General features: G+C 56.6%; 27 protein-coding genes and 1 tRNA gene. 6 read left to right on the plus strand and 22 right to left on the minus strand.

Annotation, left to right across the window (positions count from 1 at the left end; genetic code table 11):
- The 3 genes from LLH00_05780 to LLH00_05790 form a co-directional block, all read left to right on the plus strand.
- Positions 1-586, plus strand: a 586-nt coding sequence (locus LLH00_05780; GenBank protein ID MCE5270777.1) for a gfo/Idh/MocA family oxidoreductase, incomplete at its 5' end; no start/stop codon positions are given.
- A gap of 68 nt (positions 587-654) precedes the next feature.
- Complete coding sequence (locus tag LLH00_05785) at positions 655-1,089, plus strand: EamA family transporter (protein ID MCE5270778.1); 435 nt, start codon at positions 655-657, stop codon at positions 1,087-1,089.
- Positions 1,090-1,175: 86 nt separating this feature from the next.
- Positions 1,176-1,252 (plus strand) — tRNA-Arg (locus LLH00_05790).
- A 90-nt stretch (positions 1,253-1,342) separates the two neighbouring features.
- On the opposite strand, the gene LLH00_05795 is transcribed toward LLH00_05790, so the two are convergent.
- The 22 genes from LLH00_05795 to LLH00_05900 all read right to left on the minus strand — a co-directional run bounded on the left by LLH00_05795 (position 1,343) and on the right by LLH00_05900 (position 13,503).
- Positions 1,343-2,350, minus strand: coding sequence for a site-specific integrase (locus tag LLH00_05795; protein MCE5270779.1), 1,008 nt, complete (start codon positions 2,348-2,350; stop codon positions 1,343-1,345).
- A 155-nt stretch (positions 2,351-2,505) separates the two neighbouring features.
- Positions 2,506-2,742 (minus strand): helix-turn-helix domain-containing protein, encoded by a 237-nt coding sequence (locus tag LLH00_05800; GenBank protein ID MCE5270780.1) that lies wholly within the window; start codon positions 2,740-2,742, stop codon positions 2,506-2,508.
- The gene (locus tag LLH00_05805) at positions 2,739-3,326 is read right to left on the minus strand and encodes an MmcB family DNA repair protein (GenBank protein MCE5270781.1); all 588 of its coding nucleotides are present in this window, start codon (positions 3,324-3,326) and stop codon (positions 2,739-2,741) included. The genes LLH00_05800 and LLH00_05805 overlap by 4 nt, the downstream gene beginning before the upstream one ends.
- Positions 3,327-3,378: 52 nt before the next feature.
- Positions 3,379-4,077 (minus strand): phage Gp37/Gp68 family protein, encoded by a 699-nt coding sequence (locus LLH00_05810; GenBank protein MCE5270782.1) that lies wholly within the window; start codon positions 4,075-4,077, stop codon positions 3,379-3,381.
- Positions 4,074-4,328, minus strand: a complete 255-nt coding sequence (locus LLH00_05815; GenBank protein ID MCE5270783.1) for a DUF3850 domain-containing protein — start codon at positions 4,326-4,328, stop codon at positions 4,074-4,076. The genes LLH00_05810 and LLH00_05815 overlap by 4 nt, the downstream gene beginning before the upstream one ends.
- The gene (locus LLH00_05820; GenBank protein MCE5270784.1) at positions 4,315-4,584 is read right to left on the minus strand and encodes a hypothetical protein; all 270 of its coding nucleotides are present in this window, start codon (positions 4,582-4,584) and stop codon (positions 4,315-4,317) included. Before LLH00_05820 ends, LLH00_05815 begins: the two co-directional genes overlap by 14 nt.
- Positions 4,584-5,165, minus strand: a complete 582-nt coding sequence (locus LLH00_05825) for a DUF1643 domain-containing protein (protein ID MCE5270785.1) — start codon at positions 5,163-5,165, stop codon at positions 4,584-4,586. Before LLH00_05825 ends, LLH00_05820 begins: the two co-directional genes overlap by 1 nt.
- Entirely contained in the window at positions 5,162-5,371 is a 210-nt protein-coding gene (locus LLH00_05830) for a hypothetical protein (GenBank protein ID MCE5270786.1), read from the minus strand. Before LLH00_05830 ends, LLH00_05825 begins: the two co-directional genes overlap by 4 nt.
- Positions 5,358-6,092 (minus strand): DNA cytosine methyltransferase, encoded by a 735-nt coding sequence (locus LLH00_05835; protein ID MCE5270787.1) that lies wholly within the window; start codon positions 6,090-6,092, stop codon positions 5,358-5,360. Before LLH00_05835 ends, LLH00_05830 begins: the two co-directional genes overlap by 14 nt.
- Entirely contained in the window at positions 6,093-6,452 is a 360-nt protein-coding gene (locus tag LLH00_05840; protein ID MCE5270788.1) for a hypothetical protein, read from the minus strand. It lies immediately after the preceding gene.
- A gap of 100 nt (positions 6,453-6,552) precedes the next feature.
- Positions 6,553-7,044: a hypothetical protein gene (locus tag LLH00_05845; protein MCE5270789.1), complete on the minus strand. Its 492-nt coding sequence runs from the start codon at positions 7,042-7,044 to the stop codon at positions 6,553-6,555.
- On the minus strand, positions 7,041-7,658 hold the full coding sequence (locus LLH00_05850) for a hypothetical protein (GenBank protein MCE5270790.1): 618 nt from the start codon (positions 7,656-7,658) through the stop codon (positions 7,041-7,043). The genes LLH00_05845 and LLH00_05850 overlap by 4 nt, the downstream gene beginning before the upstream one ends.
- Before the next feature lie 21 nt (positions 7,659-7,679).
- The gene (locus tag LLH00_05855) at positions 7,680-8,252 is read right to left on the minus strand and encodes an ATP-binding protein (GenBank protein MCE5270791.1); all 573 of its coding nucleotides are present in this window, start codon (positions 8,250-8,252) and stop codon (positions 7,680-7,682) included.
- A gap of 151 nt (positions 8,253-8,403) precedes the next feature.
- Positions 8,404-9,303 carry a YdaU family protein gene (locus tag LLH00_05860; protein MCE5270792.1) on the minus strand — a complete coding sequence of 300 codons (900 nt, stop codon included), beginning with the start codon at positions 9,301-9,303 and terminating at the stop codon, positions 8,404-8,406.
- Positions 9,304-9,314: 11 nt separating this feature from the next.
- Complete coding sequence (locus tag LLH00_05865) at positions 9,315-9,647, minus strand: DUF6166 domain-containing protein (GenBank protein MCE5270793.1); 333 nt, start codon at positions 9,645-9,647, stop codon at positions 9,315-9,317.
- 7 nt (positions 9,648-9,654) lie between these two features.
- Positions 9,655-9,960, minus strand: a complete 306-nt coding sequence (locus LLH00_05870; protein ID MCE5270794.1) for a hypothetical protein — start codon at positions 9,958-9,960, stop codon at positions 9,655-9,657.
- Positions 9,961-10,072: 112 nt separating this feature from the next.
- The gene (locus LLH00_05875; GenBank protein MCE5270795.1) at positions 10,073-10,747 is read right to left on the minus strand and encodes a hypothetical protein; all 675 of its coding nucleotides are present in this window, start codon (positions 10,745-10,747) and stop codon (positions 10,073-10,075) included.
- A 65-nt stretch (positions 10,748-10,812) separates the two neighbouring features.
- A complete protein-coding gene (locus LLH00_05880; GenBank protein ID MCE5270796.1) occupies positions 10,813-11,505 on the minus strand; it encodes a siphovirus Gp157 family protein in 693 nt (230 codons plus the stop codon).
- A gap of 2 nt (positions 11,506-11,507) precedes the next feature.
- Entirely contained in the window at positions 11,508-12,413 is a 906-nt protein-coding gene (locus LLH00_05885) for a hypothetical protein (GenBank protein MCE5270797.1), read from the minus strand.
- A gap of 227 nt (positions 12,414-12,640) precedes the next feature.
- A complete protein-coding gene (locus LLH00_05890; GenBank protein MCE5270798.1) occupies positions 12,641-12,796 on the minus strand; it encodes a hypothetical protein in 156 nt (51 codons plus the stop codon).
- The gene (locus LLH00_05895; protein MCE5270799.1) at positions 12,784-13,248 is read right to left on the minus strand and encodes a hypothetical protein; all 465 of its coding nucleotides are present in this window, start codon (positions 13,246-13,248) and stop codon (positions 12,784-12,786) included. The genes LLH00_05890 and LLH00_05895 overlap by 13 nt, the downstream gene beginning before the upstream one ends.
- Positions 13,249-13,305: 57 nt before the next feature.
- The gene (locus LLH00_05900) at positions 13,306-13,503 is read right to left on the minus strand and encodes a hypothetical protein (GenBank protein MCE5270800.1); all 198 of its coding nucleotides are present in this window, start codon (positions 13,501-13,503) and stop codon (positions 13,306-13,308) included.
- Between the two features lie 90 nt (positions 13,504-13,593).
- Between LLH00_05900 and LLH00_05905 the strand changes: the two genes are divergently transcribed.
- The 3 genes from LLH00_05905 (at position 13,594) to LLH00_05915 (ending at position 15,535) form a co-directional block, all read left to right on the plus strand.
- On the plus strand, positions 13,594-14,322 hold the full coding sequence (locus LLH00_05905; GenBank protein ID MCE5270801.1) for a hypothetical protein: 729 nt from the start codon (positions 13,594-13,596) through the stop codon (positions 14,320-14,322).
- A gap of 56 nt (positions 14,323-14,378) precedes the next feature.
- The gene (locus LLH00_05910) at positions 14,379-14,768 is read left to right on the plus strand and encodes a hypothetical protein (GenBank protein MCE5270802.1); all 390 of its coding nucleotides are present in this window, start codon (positions 14,379-14,381) and stop codon (positions 14,766-14,768) included.
- 68 nt (positions 14,769-14,836) lie between these two features.
- Entirely contained in the window at positions 14,837-15,535 is a 699-nt protein-coding gene (locus LLH00_05915; protein MCE5270803.1) for a BRCT domain-containing protein, read from the plus strand.
- Positions 15,536-15,537 lie beyond the last annotated feature (2 nt).

Genomic DNA, 15,537 nt, shown 5'->3' on the forward strand with positions numbered 1-15,537 from the left:
TTTCGCCCGCTGGGCCCTGCAGAAATACGAGCACCCGAAAAAGGTCCAGAGCCTGGGCGGTTTCTACGCTTTCGACAGCGAGCAGGAGACCCCCAACACCCAGATGTCGGTGCTGGAGTACGCGGACGGCAAGATCGTGCAACTCGAGGTGCGCGGCCTTTACACCAACAAGGAGGCCGAGGAGAACATGGGTGTGCTGTTTTTCGGCACCGAGGGCTGGATGAAGCTGGGACGGGGCGCCTGGAGCACCTATTTCGGCCGTAAGGATGAGCCGGGGCCGACCAGCGACAATTATAAAGAGGCCACCAGTGGGTACAAGGCGCATGATGTCCGCGCGGTGGAATACAGCCCGCATTTCGAGAATTTCATCCAGGCCGTGCGCTCGCACAGGCGCGAGGACCTGAACGCCGAGATTCTGGAAGGGCACCTTTCGGCCACGATGTGCCATCTGCCCAACATCGCCTACCGTCTGGGCCGCACGGTGGAGTTCGACTCGGCCACCGAGACTTTCCCGGGCGATGCCGAGGCGCAGGCCATGGTCAGCCGCGAGTACCGGTTCCCGTATGTGGTCCCGGAGAATGTCTGAGCCGCAGCATGATGATAGCATTTTTCCGGACCGGGAAGCTTGAACATATCGTTAGGAGCTCTTCGGTAATGCCAACAACATCAAGCTGGTTTATTTGGGCGTTTTTGTCTGCTGTATTCGCTGCGTTCACGGCTATTTTCGCAAAAATAGGGCTTTCCGGAGTAGACTCTGATCTCGCTACTCTAATTCGTACCATGGTCATCATGATCGTGCTTGCCGCATTCGTGTATTATGCAGGAAAGTGGAGCAATCCATTCAAACTTGCCTCTACTACATGGTTATTTTTGGTTCTCTCCGGTTTGGCGACAGGCGCGTCCTGGGTATGTTACTTTCGAGCACTGAAGATCGGCGACGCATCGAAAGTTGCCCCTGTAGACAAGTTAAGTCTGTTGCTCGTTGCGGTTTTCGCAGTTTTATTCCTCGGTGAACGGCCCTCGGTCAGAGAATGGTCTGGAATTCTCATGATAGGAGCAGGTGTTTTAGTACTGGCGCTCAAAAGGTGAATATATAAGAGATCAAGGCGGATATTTTGGTCTTGATTTTTAGCTGCCGGATAGTTAATTTATTAGCCTGTTTTTGAGACCGACGTGCGCCCGTAGCTCAATTGGATAGAGCATCTGACTACGGATCAGAAGGTTAGGGGTTCGACTCCCTTCGGGCGCACCACTTTACGCGACTGACACGGGATTTTGGATAATGAGTGTGTCAGCAGCGTGTCAACGAGACCCCGGATTGCCCTCCGGGGTTTCGCTTTTCTCACCCGATTCTGCATTGTTTCTCCAGCGCCTTGTGCCCCTTTTTCCGGGCGGTATAACGCTCAGTAACAACCACGCTCTGCTGTCCGAGCAGGGCCTGAACGTCTCGGATATCAGCGCCATTGTCGGTGAGCTGCGTAGCGAACACATGCCGCAGGTCGTGGAAAGTCAGCATCTTCCGCTGGCCGCTTTCGGTCAGGACGGTCAGTCCGAGCGCCTTGACCGCGGCTTTGAACTCACTCACCTTCCAATCAACCAGGTAACGTCCCCCGCTCGGCCCCTGAAACACCCACCCTTCGGTACGATCCCCGATAGCCTCCCGGAGGATCGAAACAGCCCACTCGCTGGCCGGAAAAGTGCGGGCAAGACCGCCCTTCGTGTGACGCACACTGTATTCCGCCCCTCCGATATCCCGCAGCCTGACATCCTCCACACGCAAGCCGAGTATTTCATCCTTCCGCCTGCCGCTCGCCAGTGCAAACCGCACCACCAGGCTTTGCACCGGCTGCTTGATCGCTCCGACCAATGCGGCTACCTGCTCGCTCGTCAGCCTGACCTCTCGGCGATTGCGGACTCGCGGACACTCCAGCCGTTGCAGGGGATGATTCGGCATCATCCCTTCGTTTACCGCCCAGGTGCACATCGCTGTCACCAGCATCACCTCGGTATGGATGGTCGAAGCCGCGGCCCCAGCCGCTTGACGAGACCTCATGTACTGCCTCATCCTCGGATGACCGACCTCGGACAACCGCAGTGCCGTTATTCCGTGCGCTTCAAGATGAGCCCTGCTGGTGCCATAACTGACGAGAGTTTTGCCTGATACCTCGCCGCGCTTGGCATCCAGGAACCGAGAGTAAAGCTCGGCCAGCGTAATGTCTCGCGCCTCTCGATCTTCTTTTTCTCTGACTTCGCGTATCAATTCTGTCTCGGGATCGAGTCCGCGAGATAGCCAATCGTTGAAACGGATCATCATGCGCTGAGCGTATTCGTCATAATTGCCGACCGACAACCGCCTCCGCCGCCTGTTCGGTCCCGGAGTGTAGTAGACAAGTTGCAAGCTATTGTCCCTTCGGACTATCCTGCACGGACCCTGCATGTCATTCCTCCCCGCAGGATGGCCCCGCAGGTGAAATATGTTGCCAGGAACGGCGAGAGGCAAGCGGATCAGCCCGCCATCCGTTGGATGAAATTACGCGGAACGCGCTGTTTGCGGGCATCGGTGCCGCCGCCAGCGATCCATGCTTCCAGATCGGATCGCCGCACCCGCGCCATCGGCTTCTTGCCGCGGCCGGGAATCCGCATCACGGGCAGGCCGTAAGCCTCCCACCGCTTGATGGTGGTGTTGCTGACATTGTACTCTCGCGTGATTTGCGCGAATGAGAGAAGTTCTGTCGGTTTCATGCGTTCACCACCTTCTTTCGTCCGTCTTTGAGCTGAGCCCTCCACATCAGAATATAGCGGAAGACTCCCTCGTCTATTCCTTGCATCGAGCAGGGCGTTTTTCTTATTCTCAAGCCCGACCCAGTACCGTTAACCTCTATCACGCCGGATTGTGCAGGAAGTCGGTTGATTTCGTCATCAGACAACAGGCCATTAGGGACAGCGAAGAAGAATTGATTACAGTAATGCCAGTAGTCCGGCCACTTATGATCGCCGAAGAAGTCACTCCGCGATACTTTGATCTCATAACAGATTGCACGTCCGTCCGTCCAACTCCTGCGCAGCACCCACACATCCATAATGGCCGCGGATTGTTTAAGCAGGTCTCTCAACATCCATTTATCGGCGTGTCCGCGCTCATAAACACCTTCCCACCTCGAACCAGAAACAAGTCTCGACAGGACGGGATTTCCTGGACTCATCAACCATTCGAGATAGGTCTGGTCCCAAGCGGAACCCCATGTCCCGCCCGTTTTGCACTGAGTCACGCAGAAATCTTTCCAGTGCTTGTCAAGAATGAGCTTTTCGATCTCGGGCGCTGTCATATGTCTACCTTGCTGCTGAACATCAACCGTAGTTGATCGCCCTGAATCTCGATCATCTCAACCCCTCCGGGTATTCTTTCGGCCAATCGCCCGGCCCGGCGTTGTCCTTCACGAAGAGGGGAACTCTATACGTCTTGGCTGTTTCCACCAAATCGGCAAGGTCTTCGGTGGGCGGTTGTATCGCCCGCGGCCCTGTCAGTCCACCGACAATCAACCAGTCTGCCGTGGCGATCCATGAATCAATCAACACATCCGCACCGGCATTGCTGAGGCGACCGAGCCAGGGTTCCAGGGAAATGAATTGTTGACCCGCCGGGGCTTTGTGCAGCCAATTAACCCGCTTAAGCTCGAAGTCGTGACCCTCCATCGTTCCGCCTGAAACGCTCGTTCCACACCAGCAATTGCTTGGTATGATCGGCGCGAACTGCCGATACCGAATCGGGTTTTTCGTCAGGAACAGGTACTTGTGCCAATGGGCCTCGCGGCAAATCGTCAGCACCTGCTCTATCCATTCTCTCGGCACCCACTCGCCCCACATGTCGCCGGTCGAGCCGACAAAGATCAAGCGACTCTGTCGGGTGGAGAAGGGTTCAGTCAGTCGCCCCTTGTGCAAGCGCGGCTCCATCGGGTTCTTCTCGAAGCGCCCCTTCACCCTGGGGACATAGCAGTACGGGCAGCCATGCTTGCAACCGGTGATCGGATTCCAGGTGAAATGACACCATTCGATTTTCCCTGCACCCTGGGGATTCATCCTTCGACCGCCTTTATCGAAAGAGCAACCCACCCCGGCTGGAGCCCCCACTTCGGCTCATCCAGGATGTGGGTCACCTGGACAATCAGTTGTCGCCCGGTGAATTTTTCTATCTCAGGGCTCCACTCCTGAAGGAGGAGATTATCGCCCACTCGATAATGCCGATCATCCTTCCGTAGATCGCAGGTCTTGCGGCCGTCGCGGATTTCCTCGAAAAACTCCGGCCAGCATTTCAGTTCATGAACGGCCATTAATCTCCTCCGTTTGGAGTTGTTCCATGACTTGTTCTCTGGTTCTCCGGTCGACAATCATCAGCTCTCGACCATCTTCAAGGGCGATATTGCCGGGGATACGGCCATGCCCACAGCATGAAGCCACGGTTTGGATGTTACCCTCATTGAGCGCCCTGACAAGCGGAGCAATACACGCATCAACTTCAACGTGCGTCGTTCCGCGGCTGGTCGTATGAGCAAGCATTACTACCACCACTTCGCCCTGCTTACACATCACCACCTCCAGTCCAGCAGTTGAGCGTTCATCGGCGCGTACAGCGGGTGCCGCGGCGCGCCGCACTTGGTCAGGCTCAGGCTCTTAACCGCGGGTGCTGCATGTTCCAGTTCCAAATCCCCGAATATCTGTTCGATTTCCTCTTTCCGGGCCTCGCACTCATTAGGTAGGTGCGCGCCCCAGGCCAGCACCAACAGTTCGGAATTCCGGGCCGCGAACTGAACCCAGTCGTCGTTCTTGTAGTGCGTGGTCACGCCCTCGATCTGGCCATCGTATGACTCCAAGTGCTTCTTCAACTCCCGCGGCGAGCTGGATCGGTAGGCGAACAGGTTGACCACGAACAACCGGCCGAATCCCCATTGCCGGGCGAATCCCAGGCATCGGCGGATGGTCGGATCGTCCTTGCTGGCGTTCGCCGTCGAGGGATTCAGCATCAACCAGGTGACCGTTTTCGGTGTTCTGGGAAACAAAACGTTCTGTTCCGGCAACTCAAGCCAGCGCCAGAGGAAGAAGCGATAAACTCCATCCTTCGAAATCACCGCTCCAAACGGCCTATGATCGGTTTCAGCGCATTGAATCATTGCCTATTCCCCGCATGGAAAAGCAACATCTGTCTTTCCGCGTCGCATTGCAGCCGCACGCTTTCCTCGGCCCTGCTTTCGGCTTCCCATCGGCTCAGGCCGCCGTCGTACTCCATGATCGCCGCGCGTTCCTTGTAGCGTTCGAGCACGTCCGGCGGCCAGTTGCCGATGAACTCCGGGAGCTTATTTTCGTCAGGTTTCCTCAACTTGACCTTCAAAAGCCATGATCATCTCGCCGATCATCCGTGTGATCTGCGGCACTACAGCGTTTCCCACCGCTCCGGCCCGATAGCGGTATACCCTACCTCGTATCCCATCATCCACTCCAATAAACTGATCGGCGGTCTCCATCCAAATCGGAGAGCATTGTCCCTGGTGCTTTTTGAGTATCGCTTCTGCGTAATACGAGAAATCCCCCAGCCACGTTTCCCCATGGACCTGGTTGGAGTGGGCAATGATATACAGTCTTTCTCTCTCATGGGGCGCTCCAAGTTCGTAAGCTGGTATAACACGCCAGAAAGCATCATACCCGCTTTCGGCAAAGCCCCTGAGAATCTCAGCCCCTCCTCGAACAAGCAGAGCTGCGGAGTTTTCAACAACAACCCATTGCGGTCGAAGCTCGCAAATGATTCGCAACATCTCAAACCATAAGCAGCTTCGCGCCCCCCAGATTCCGGTTTTAGGGCCAGCTTTGGAAATATCCTGGCAGGGCGGTCCTCCGCAGACAATCCCGACATGATCAAGGTTTCGCCGTCCGCATTTCCTGACATCGATCAATCTCCTCGCATCCGGATTATGCCTTTCGAGGACAGCCCTGCAAAATGGGTCGATTTCCACTTGCCACTTCACCGGGCCAAGCCCGGCCGCCAACAATCCCTTTTCCATACCTCCAATTCCGCTGAACAGACTGCCAATAGTCAGGTTCACTCAGATTTCCTCATACTTCGGCAGCAGCTTGTTCAGGCTCCCCTCGCTGAAGCTCTCGGCCAGGGTCTTGTCGCCGTTGACCATCAGGTACGGCAGGAAGACCTGCTCGGGCTTCACCTGTTCGGTGGCGATGATCGAAAGCTGACTGTGGAGCCAGTCGCGCAGGATGCGCCAGGCCACCCGGTACGCCTCGTTCTCGAAGTCCGCCCTGGTCTTCTGGTACCGGCTCCGGGTCTCTCGGTAGTCCTGCCATATGTACTCGTGGACCTTCTCCCACTTGAGCGGCAACCGGAAAGGCGTCGGGCCGTGGACGGTCTGCATGATGAAGCCGACTCCGACGGTTCTTTTCCCCTCGTTCATGAAGGCGATCCGATCCGCGCCGAAGTCCACCAGCATTTCGTGAACCTCGCCGATCGATTTCGAAGCCTCTACCGTTGTCGAATAGTTCCGGAGCTTCGGGTTAGGCATTCGACACTCTCCGGTCGAGAAGTTCTTCCGCCTTGAGCATCCGCACCGCGGCCAGTCCCATGCAAATTGCGTCAGCCGAGTCCTGGGTGAGCGGGCCGCCCTGGGTCTGGAGATCGAGCGCGGCCTGAGCGAGGATGAAGGCCCCGCGCTTGCGCTGCTTGCGCTTGCCCTTCAGCTTGAGCCGGGCCTGCCAGGTCTGAGCCAGGATGACCCTGACTCTGTCCGGCGGGATATGCCCGGCCACCATCCCGAGGATGCGGCCCTTGCTTTCGGCGACGCACAGCGCGGCGTGGGGGTCGTTCCCGACGTACTGATCTTCCACGGCGACCCACTGCGCACGCTCGGCCAGAGCGCGGATGGTCTCCGGGAAGTCCGGGGCCACCTGGCGCAGCACTCCGAATTCAACCACGCGCTCACTGGCGAGGTCGATCAGCGCCCAGCCGGTCTTGCACCCGGGGTCGATGGAAAGCAGCTTGCCGGTCATCGCACCCCCGCGAGCTCGGCCTCGGGAAGCAGGTCTTCGACGGCCTGGGGCTTGAACAGGTCAAGCTCCTGCTGCTTGAAAATCCTCCCGAGGTGCGCGTCTTCCTTGATCACGTCGTGGAACCGGGTCCACTCGGCCACGAAGCCCTCGAACTCGTGCCGCTCCAGGCACCAGACCAGGTTGTCGTTCTTCCCGATGTGGCAGAGCTGGTGATACACCTCGCGCTGGCGATGCACGATGTCCAGGAGCTTCCAGCGAGTCCAGTCGACCGTTATCACGAAGTCGTAGCGGATCAGGTCCTGGAGCCGCGGCATAATCCTGTAGCAGCTGGCCATCTTATCGCCGGACATCTCGTGCTGGAACTGGTAGTAGATGCGGGCCTCGCGGCGCCACTCCATTTCCTTGCAGAGCGAGAAGATGTCCTTCGCCAGGGCTTCGACTTCCGGCGCGGCCATGAACTTGACGTTCTCGTCCGGCCAGTTGGCGAGAGCCGCCTGACCGAACTTCGCCTTGTACTGGCAGGTCTGGCACACGCCGTTGACCATGTTGCCCTCTTCGCCGCACTGCGAGCAGCGGCGGCCTGTGTTGATCGGGGTTACGGGTGTCTCTTTCATGCTGTCCCCCTGGGATTTCGGTTATCGGTTCGCTCGACTGCCGCGCCGATAGGATTCGAGATTGAATTCGATCACGCTGCTGCCGCGATTCAGGTCGAATAGCCGGTCGACTATCCGCTCGTCCGCAAATTGCGGCAGGTCTTTCTTCCTGCAGTTGGTCGTCATGATCGTGGGCCGGTAGTGCTCGTAGCGATGGTTGACGATCCGGTACAGAAGCACTCTTTCGGCGTTGGTGTCGAACTGCACGCCGATCTCGTCCAGCACCAACAGGTCGGCCTTCCAGAGCTTTTCAAGGGTCTGCCGCTCGGTCTCTCCCTGGCCGCGCCAGCCGTCCTTGATTCTCGACACCACCTCGATGAACTGATCGAAGATCACCGTGGCCTGATATCGCTCCATGATCTCGTGAGCAATGGCCGCGGCGAGGTGTCCCTTGCCAGTCCCGCAGGGGCCGAAGAAGAGCAGGCTCGTTCCGCGCCTCTGTTGTTCCGGCCAAGATTCAGCGTAGTCGCGGCAGAACTGGTATATCTTTTCCGCTCGAGGACTGAGCCGTTCGAAGTTGTCGAACCGTGCATCGCGGAAGCATGGAGCTAACATCGCTTCGATTCGAGCCTGAAGCCTCTTCTGCTTTTCGCCTTGTTCTCTGGCTCTCAGAAATTCCGCTCGCTTCTCAGGCTCGCACACCGCGCAAGGAATCCGAGTGCCGTCGGGCATGAGATCATAAAGGCCGCAGCTGCACTCAGGCGCGTCAGACGAAAAGCTCTCGCGGGAGTTCCGAGGGGGCGTCATCGCCAGCACGTTGTTGATCGTTTCTCTGTCCACCGTTGCCCTCGTTCAGGCGTTCAAGGTCTCGGTCAAGCCAGGTCAGCAGGTCGTTGCGTGGTTCTGGCGGCAGGTTCTGACCCTTCCCCTGCCGCCTCTTTTCAGCCAGAGCATGACGGCTGTTCCTCCAGCGCTCAAGGCAGCTTGTCAGATCGAGCCGCTCGTATTTCGGGTTGGCTCGTATCCGGGTGCTGAACCACGCTCGTTCTTCTTGTTCGTTGACCGTCCAGTAGCGCACCGACCGGATCGCTTTCAGGTAAGCTTCCGTCAGTTCATCCCTGCCGTCGCTGCTGCCTGCGACCGGTGGCCTGGTAGTAGATGCTACAGACTGCGAGATTAGATTAGGGGTTGTAGAAGTCTCTGTCTTTGAAGATGAAGAAGAAGATGAAGATGAAGATACAGGCGTTACATCAGCGTTACAGTCGCGTTTCAATCCCTCTTCCTCTGCCTCTTTACCTCTGTGCCTCCTGACTCTAATCCTTGTCTTTTCAAGCTCTTGGGCTTCTCGATACATCCGGCGATTTATCAGCGTTACCTCACCGTTACACTTCGTTACAGCGTCGGAATTTTCGACCTTTCTGCCGTTAAGCATTGCATCGCAGACCTTCTTGTCGATAATCTCCGAGATCACTTTCTTGGCCTCTCGGACAGTAACCCCGAGCATGTGGCCGTATCCATCCCAGGTGATCGACAGACGGCCTCGAGGTGATGCGTCCCACATGAAGCAAAGGATATCCGACCAGGCACCCTTTGCCGCCAGTGACAGCGCCCGGGTGTCCTTGAGGTAATCGCCAACGTAGAACTGGAATGCCGGTGCCTTGCCCAAGATGCCCTCGACTACCTGGAATAGGTCTCTGCGTACTCGGCTTCCTTAGCCTCGATGAATTCCCGGATGGCCTCTTCCGTGATCACTCCACCCTCTGGCGACATCTGAGCAATGAACGCCCACTTGAAAACCTGATACCACCGCTCGGCTCGTTCTTCTCCCAGGTAGTCGGTCAGGATAGACAGCGCGCAGTCTGCCGGGCCGCTGCCCCCATATCCCCAATTCAGGCCGGTGGGGCTGTGCTTTACCACATGCCGGACAGTGTAGTGGTGCGGATCGCGAGTATCGTCTTCGCATATCACTGCGGGACCGTAACAATCTCGTAACAGTCTGTAGGATTTCATCGATTCCTCACGCCGCATCGTGCAGTTTGCGCATCTCGAAGAATCCCTTGTACTCGGGGTATTCCTCGATCAGCAGCCGCACGTAACGGCTCGTATAGCTGTTGTTGATCTTGAACCCTTCGCCGTTCCTGGACTTCATGTAGACTTCCCAGCGGACGCGCTCCATGATGGCTTTCGCTCCGATCCGCCGGCCAGAGTCCAAGGCGCGCCGGGCAAACTCTCGGAACAGAGCGTAGACTCGAGGATTGCGAGAATGAAATTCCTGAAACCGTTCCTCGATGGTCTTCGGGAAAAGCGACTTCTGTTTCTCCATGGTGACCTCGATTTCAAGGGGGCCAGGCTCCGGGCCGGATTGTCCGGCCGTTGTAGCTGAAAGGACTATCCCCCAGTGCTCACGCGCGAAGCCCGCCGGAACCTGGCTGTTTTCATTCCTCCGCCGCTACTTCTACCGTCTCAGTAAACGGCGCGGGAATCCCGACCTTCTCACAGAATGCCGCAGTCGGTTCGCCATACGCCTTGATGTAGAATTTCAGGGCGACCTCACTGTCTCCACTGGCGAGTTTCAGGTATTCGTCGAACCTATTGATGTCTCTTTCCAGGTTCCAGATGCGCCCGCTCGCGGCTTCCCTGTCCTCCACCATCCACTCGATAGCCCGTTCCCGTGCTGCATGCTGCTCGTCGAACTCCTTCTTGTCCTTTTCCCACTGCCGGATAGCTGCCTCAGAGGCTTCGATGGCTTGCTTGTGCTCGGCCGCTTCGTCTCTGGTCAGGATGCTTCTGATCTCCATCCGAACCTCAGAAGCCGGATCACCAATGACCCGAGTGTAAGAAGGCCCGCTGAGGTACCCCAAGTCTCTGCGCTTGGATTTGTTGATAAGCTCGACGACAGCCATCGCCTCATCCTTGTCCACGAATGTCTCTCCACAGACTTCGTAGAACGTGTGCTTAGGGTCCACCCGATACTTATCCGGCCTCGGGCCGGGATCGATGGGGCGCAACGGCGCTCCTGCCTCAGCGCAGGCGAGATCGCAGTAGTATTGAAACTGCTCATCCGTCAGGTCGTGCTTCTCCTGGTCGGTCAGTTCATCATAGGGTCTCATGACGATTCCTTATCTTTGACTTTTCAGAGGATGGGACGGACAGCTTTCGCCGCCGTCCCCCGCATTCAACTGAACCGCACTTTCTGGTTGACCTTCACGGCCACACCCGGGACTTTATCACTGGTCTTGATCCGCGTGTCCGGGTCTTCCTTGCCTTCCTTGTCGATGTCCTTCTTAGCCTGGACCTTGTCCACCTCGCGGTCGAAAGCGATGTGGTTCTCGGTCAGGAGAAGGACCACCTTGCCCCTGAACTCCGCGCCGCGCTCGTCGGATTCCGGCATCTTCACCGTCACCTGACGGATGTACTCTGGCGGGACGCGCCCAGGCTCCACGACCTCGGTCGACTTGCTCTCGCTGATGCGCGCCTTGTTCAGCCCGTCGCTCAGTTCCCTCACGTCCATCATGCGCATGGCCTGAAGCACGTAGTTCTCGAAGAACTCGTTGCTGCGTTCCAGGCGCTTGCGCCGGGCGGACAGTCCCTTGCCGATCTCGGTGATGCGGTCTTCCTCGCCCTTGATGGCCGCTATCTCCAGCGAGCGTTGGAGGCACAGGCGGGCGATGTTCAGAATCTTGGCGTCCGCCACGTCGATGATCTTGTCCAGTTCGTCCTTGATCTGGCCGAGAAGAGCTTCCTGCTCTTCGGAGATCACGCCTTCGGCTTCCTCGACGTCCTCGAGGATGGCATAGTGCTGGTTGGCGAGATTGGTGTAGGCATCCGTCAACTCGTAGAGTTTCGGCGCCGTGGCTTGGTTGGTCATGGTCATTTCCTCACTGTCTTCTCAGGCAGGGTTGCCTTGAAGTTGTTGGCAAATTCGAAGAATTCTTTCTGAAGATATTCAGGCAGAGACTTGATCGAAGCTCCGTATTGCGCCTTCCACTCGTTAACTTCCTCGACCGATCTGCATTCCTGGAGGCTGCTTTTCAGATCGTTGCAGCGGATATCCGCGGCGTCTCCCTGACTGTTCTCATTGACGACCTCGGCGGGGACTTCCTGGGGCCGCTCTCTCCGCCCGACCGTCGAGCGGTCCATGTCCTCGATATCCTGGGTGAACCGGTGGTGCAGCCGGGTAGCCGAGATCACCGCGGCCACGTAGGCCCTCTTGCGTGCCATCTTCAGGATGGTGTTGTCCAGTTCCCAGGCCGGCAGGGTGATCGGGACTTCCCAGGCGATATAGGTCTTGCCCTTTTTGGAGGTTTTCTCCACCCGCTGACCGGTGCGCTTCTGTTCCTCGGTCGCTTCCCAATCGACCACGGTGTCGACCTTGTTGAGCGTCTTGCGGTACTTTGACTCGGCGGAGTTGCAGGAGCCGATGCCCGACCCCATGAACTCGCCGTTGCGGTTCTGGAGAGCACACTTGACCACGTAGCGGATAAAGCCATCGGTCGTGGTCTCGGAGAGGATTTCGAAATCCGGGTAAATCCCGAACAGTCGGCAGAGCTTGTCGGCTCCGGGCTGAAGGAGAGTCGGCTTATCGCCGCACCCGGGGATCACTCCGAAATCGCCGTCCGCCTCTCCCTCTTTCGAGGCGACGAGGCAGCGTTCGACGAACTTGTTCATCTCCGCGATCTGCGTCTCGATCTGCTCGACGCTGCAGGCGAAGACCGGTTGAGCCTGAAGCTCTGTCGCTTCGGGCTGTTTCATCACTGCGGTTTTACTTGACATCATGCGCGTCTCCCTCTATTGTAGAAATGGATGTTGGAATCTGGCCCGGACCCAGGGGTGCCACCCTGCCGGGCCTTCTTTATGCTGCCGTGTCCTGCTCTACTTCCTGTTCCTGCTCCTGCTGCCGCTTCTTCAGGCCGTCTTTGATGCCTTCCTCGACAGCCTTTTCCGTCAGCGCCAGGACTTGATTGCAGTACTCCAGATAGTCCATAGCTCCCCTCGCTCTCCTTTCAGTTCAGGCTCACGACCGGCCGAAGGTTGTACGGCATGATCGGCCCTGGGAAATCGAGCAGATAACCGCCGAAGAAATGAATCATCAGCTGATGGCAGTTGTAGTCCGGGATGAACAGCGGTTGACACTTGCCCCTCTTGATCAGGCAAAGCACAGTTGCACCTCCTTGCCCCCGGCCACAGCCTCGCATGCCGCCATGACATCGAATCCGGCGGCGATGGCTTCCTCCCACTCCCGGCGAAGCGCCGCGGCTTCCCAGGGCGAGATTTGCCCGTCCCTGAGTGCGTCCATGAGCACGGCCCCGGCCTCGCCAGTCTCGCGGGCATGATTCGCGGCGGCGTCGTAGACGTTCGACACTCGCCCGGCGCGCGGAGGGACTACCAGCACCCCCTTCGGCACCAGGGCTTGGAGCACCCGGACATCACCAGTGGCGCGGTAGAGCAGTTCGGCGCGATGCGCAGGGAAATCCTGGCCTTCGATGTACTTGTACAGTGTCCAGAAGCTGAGGCCCATCGCCCGAGCGATTTCCTTCACGTCGCGCCCGGTCATGACCTGGACGACCATCTCATTGAGCCGCTTCTGGAAGTCGTCCTTCAGCTTATCCAAAGTCAGCCTCCTATTTGGATTGCGTAATGATTGACAATCCCTGATAATGGGGTAGAATTAAGAAGCTACAGCGATTTGCTCGTCGGTGACGCCGTACTTTCGGCAGACCCAATCGATGCCTTCACGGATGTAAGGAGCCATCTCGTTGTCCTGTCCGTTCGCTTTCTCGCGGGCCAGGTTTTCGAGCCTCTTCTTTAGTCCGTAGGGAATCGTGGTCGTGATCGGAACCAGGGTGTTTGCAAGCTCTTGGTTCATTTTTTCGGCCCTCGTGGTTAAGTATGTATGTGCGTCTGAGTCTATGTTAATAGCCGTTCGGCTAATTGTCAAGCCCATTGGTGTGATTTTATGGCAGAAGTTGAAAAAAGAATCCGATCAGTTGTCGGGGAACTGAATCTGAGAAGCGAAAAAGCTCTCGCTCGAAAGGCGGGTGTTCACCATACGACGTTGTCCAATTTCTTGTATAAGGGAACCGGGCACGTCGATACACGAAATAAGATTCAGGAAGCAATAAAACCGATAAATCTCGAATGGGTATTATCAGGAGAAGGCGATAAATATCTTGACAAGCCAACCGAGATAGCTGTAGAATCAAGCGAAAATCGTGGCGATGAACAGCAGCTTGAAGAAATCGTGCGTCGTGTAATCCGTCAGGAGATTCGCTACTTCCTTGAAGGCAAGGTCAAGCTGGCCGACAAGGATCACCTGAACAATCTCCTGGACCAAGCCATTGCACGAGAGCAGGAGCTTGAGCGCGAGCTCGAGCTTGAAAGGCGCCGCCGCATCCCTGACCTCGACCGTTACCGCAGAAACAAGGAGACCATCCAAGCGCTGAAGGAGAACCACCCGGAGTATTACATCTCCGAGGATGACGAGGAAGACTTCTGCATCAACCACCTCGGATTCTACGGTGGCGTACTCTCGACCAATGTGATGGGTGAGATCGAGCGGTTGAGAGAGAGAAGGCGGCTGGTTGACAATGTGAAGGACTTGTTCGGGCAACAGCCGGAGTTGGCGAAGAAACTGCTGGTATTATTAGAACAGACGGAAGGATTGGATCGCCTGAAGTATCTTTGATAACACCTGCTTTTTATCTCTGCACGCTGACCTGCATCATATTTTCTGGAGGCCCCATGCGTTATGCTGTTGCGGTCTTCGCTCTCGCCCTTCTCTGTGGATGTGTCTCGGCTCAGGTGACAATGCTCGGGGGAAATCAGAAGCTTGCTGCTATCGCTCCTGAGCAAGTACAGGTTTTTATGAGCCCCAATGACATTTCTGTACCATACGACAAGGTTGCGGTCATTCATGCCCAGGGAGGATCAGGTTTCACTACAGAACAGGGTATGATCAAGAAAGCGCAGAAGGAAGCTGCAAAGATCGGGGCTAACGGCATTATCGTAGAAACTATTAAAGAGCCATCTTCTGGAGCGAAAGTCGCAGGAGCAATTTTTGGAATCCAACCAGAACGCCGTGGTCAGATTACGGCGATAAGGCTTAAAGAGAAGCCGGCCGATCCTAAATAATCATTCTTCCCAGGCAGGATTAATCGGAATAGGCGATTTCCCGGAAATCGCCAGGATGGGTTCTCGATATGGGAATCAAAGAGTTCTTCTCAGCCAAACCTCCCAAGAAGCAGCCAAAGCCACCCATTCCACTTGATGATCAAAACCAGCCACCCGCTCAGATTAATGCGGCTCGCGTAGGCGACCGCACTGCCGATGAACTGCTCGGTATTTGTAAGGGGCTCATGGCCGACGGCGTAATCAATCAGCAGGAAGCTCTTTATCTAAAGACGTGGCTGACTTCCAATCGAGAGTATACTGATAGCTGGGTTGTCCGGCGCATTGATAGCCGAGTCTCACAAATGCTTGAAGACGGGAAGCTCGATTCATCAGAAAGCAAAGAGCTTTTCAGGCTGCTTGGGCAGATTACCGGAGAACAGAGCATCACCGAATCTGTAGCCAGCTTCACAACCTCTCTCCCGATAGACAACCCTCCCCCAATGATCGAGTATCCTGGGAAAATCTTTTGCCTCACCGGCAATTTCGCCTATGCCACTCGGCCGTTCTGCGAACAGGAAATCCTCGACAGGGGAGGCGAGACGAAAAACACGATCAGCAAGAAGGTCAATTATCTCGTGGTGGGTTGCATCGGTAGCCGAGACTGGATTCACTCGACGTACGGCAGGAAGATCGAGAAAGTCATCCAGCTTAAAGAAAGCGGTTGTAGGATTGCGGTCGTATGTGAAGATTACTGGGTTGACTCTCTGACTGATTATTTACCTAAATAAGC

Source organism: bacterium, assembly GCA_021372515.1.
Taxonomy (GTDB): domain Bacteria; phylum Gemmatimonadota; class Glassbacteria; order GWA2-58-10; family GWA2-58-10; genus JAJFUG01.

Coding starts and splice junctions, on each gene's coding strand:
- LLH00_05785 (MCE5270778.1), top strand. CDS start 655: ATGCCAACAACATCAAGCTGGTTTATTTGGGCGTTTTTGTCTGCTGTA.
- LLH00_05800 (MCE5270780.1), bottom strand. CDS start 2,742: ATGAAACCGACAGAACTTCTCTCATTCGCGCAAATCACGCGAGAGTAC.
- LLH00_05805 (MCE5270781.1), bottom strand. CDS start 3,326: ATGACAGCGCCCGAGATCGAAAAGCTCATTCTTGACAAGCACTGGAAA.
- LLH00_05810 (MCE5270782.1), bottom strand. CDS start 4,077: ATGAATCCCCAGGGTGCAGGGAAAATCGAATGGTGTCATTTCACCTGG.
- LLH00_05815 (MCE5270783.1), bottom strand. CDS start 4,328: ATGGCCGTTCATGAACTGAAATGCTGGCCGGAGTTTTTCGAGGAAATC.
- LLH00_05820 (MCE5270784.1), bottom strand. CDS start 4,584: ATGTGTAAGCAGGGCGAAGTGGTGGTAGTAATGCTTGCTCATACGACC.
- LLH00_05825 (MCE5270785.1), bottom strand. CDS start 5,165: ATGATTCAATGCGCTGAAACCGATCATAGGCCGTTTGGAGCGGTGATT.
- LLH00_05840 (MCE5270788.1), bottom strand. CDS start 6,452: ATGAACGAGGGGAAAAGAACCGTCGGAGTCGGCTTCATCATGCAGACC.
- LLH00_05845 (MCE5270789.1), bottom strand. CDS start 7,044: ATGACCGGCAAGCTGCTTTCCATCGACCCCGGGTGCAAGACCGGCTGG.
- LLH00_05850 (MCE5270790.1), bottom strand. CDS start 7,658: ATGAAAGAGACACCCGTAACCCCGATCAACACAGGCCGCCGCTGCTCG.
- LLH00_05855 (MCE5270791.1), bottom strand. CDS start 8,252: ATGTTAGCTCCATGCTTCCGCGATGCACGGTTCGACAACTTCGAACGG.
- LLH00_05865 (MCE5270793.1), bottom strand. CDS start 9,647: ATGAAATCCTACAGACTGTTACGAGATTGTTACGGTCCCGCAGTGATA.
- LLH00_05870 (MCE5270794.1), bottom strand. CDS start 9,960: ATGGAGAAACAGAAGTCGCTTTTCCCGAAGACCATCGAGGAACGGTTT.
- LLH00_05875 (MCE5270795.1), bottom strand. CDS start 10,747: ATGAGACCCTATGATGAACTGACCGACCAGGAGAAGCACGACCTGACG.
- LLH00_05880 (MCE5270796.1), bottom strand. CDS start 11,505: ATGACCAACCAAGCCACGGCGCCGAAACTCTACGAGTTGACGGATGCC.
- LLH00_05885 (MCE5270797.1), bottom strand. CDS start 12,413: ATGATGTCAAGTAAAACCGCAGTGATGAAACAGCCCGAAGCGACAGAG.
- LLH00_05900 (MCE5270800.1), bottom strand. CDS start 13,503: ATGAACCAAGAGCTTGCAAACACCCTGGTTCCGATCACGACCACGATT.
- LLH00_05905 (MCE5270801.1), top strand. CDS start 13,594: ATGGCAGAAGTTGAAAAAAGAATCCGATCAGTTGTCGGGGAACTGAAT.
- LLH00_05910 (MCE5270802.1), top strand. CDS start 14,379: ATGCGTTATGCTGTTGCGGTCTTCGCTCTCGCCCTTCTCTGTGGATGT.
- LLH00_05915 (MCE5270803.1), top strand. CDS start 14,837: ATGGGAATCAAAGAGTTCTTCTCAGCCAAACCTCCCAAGAAGCAGCCA.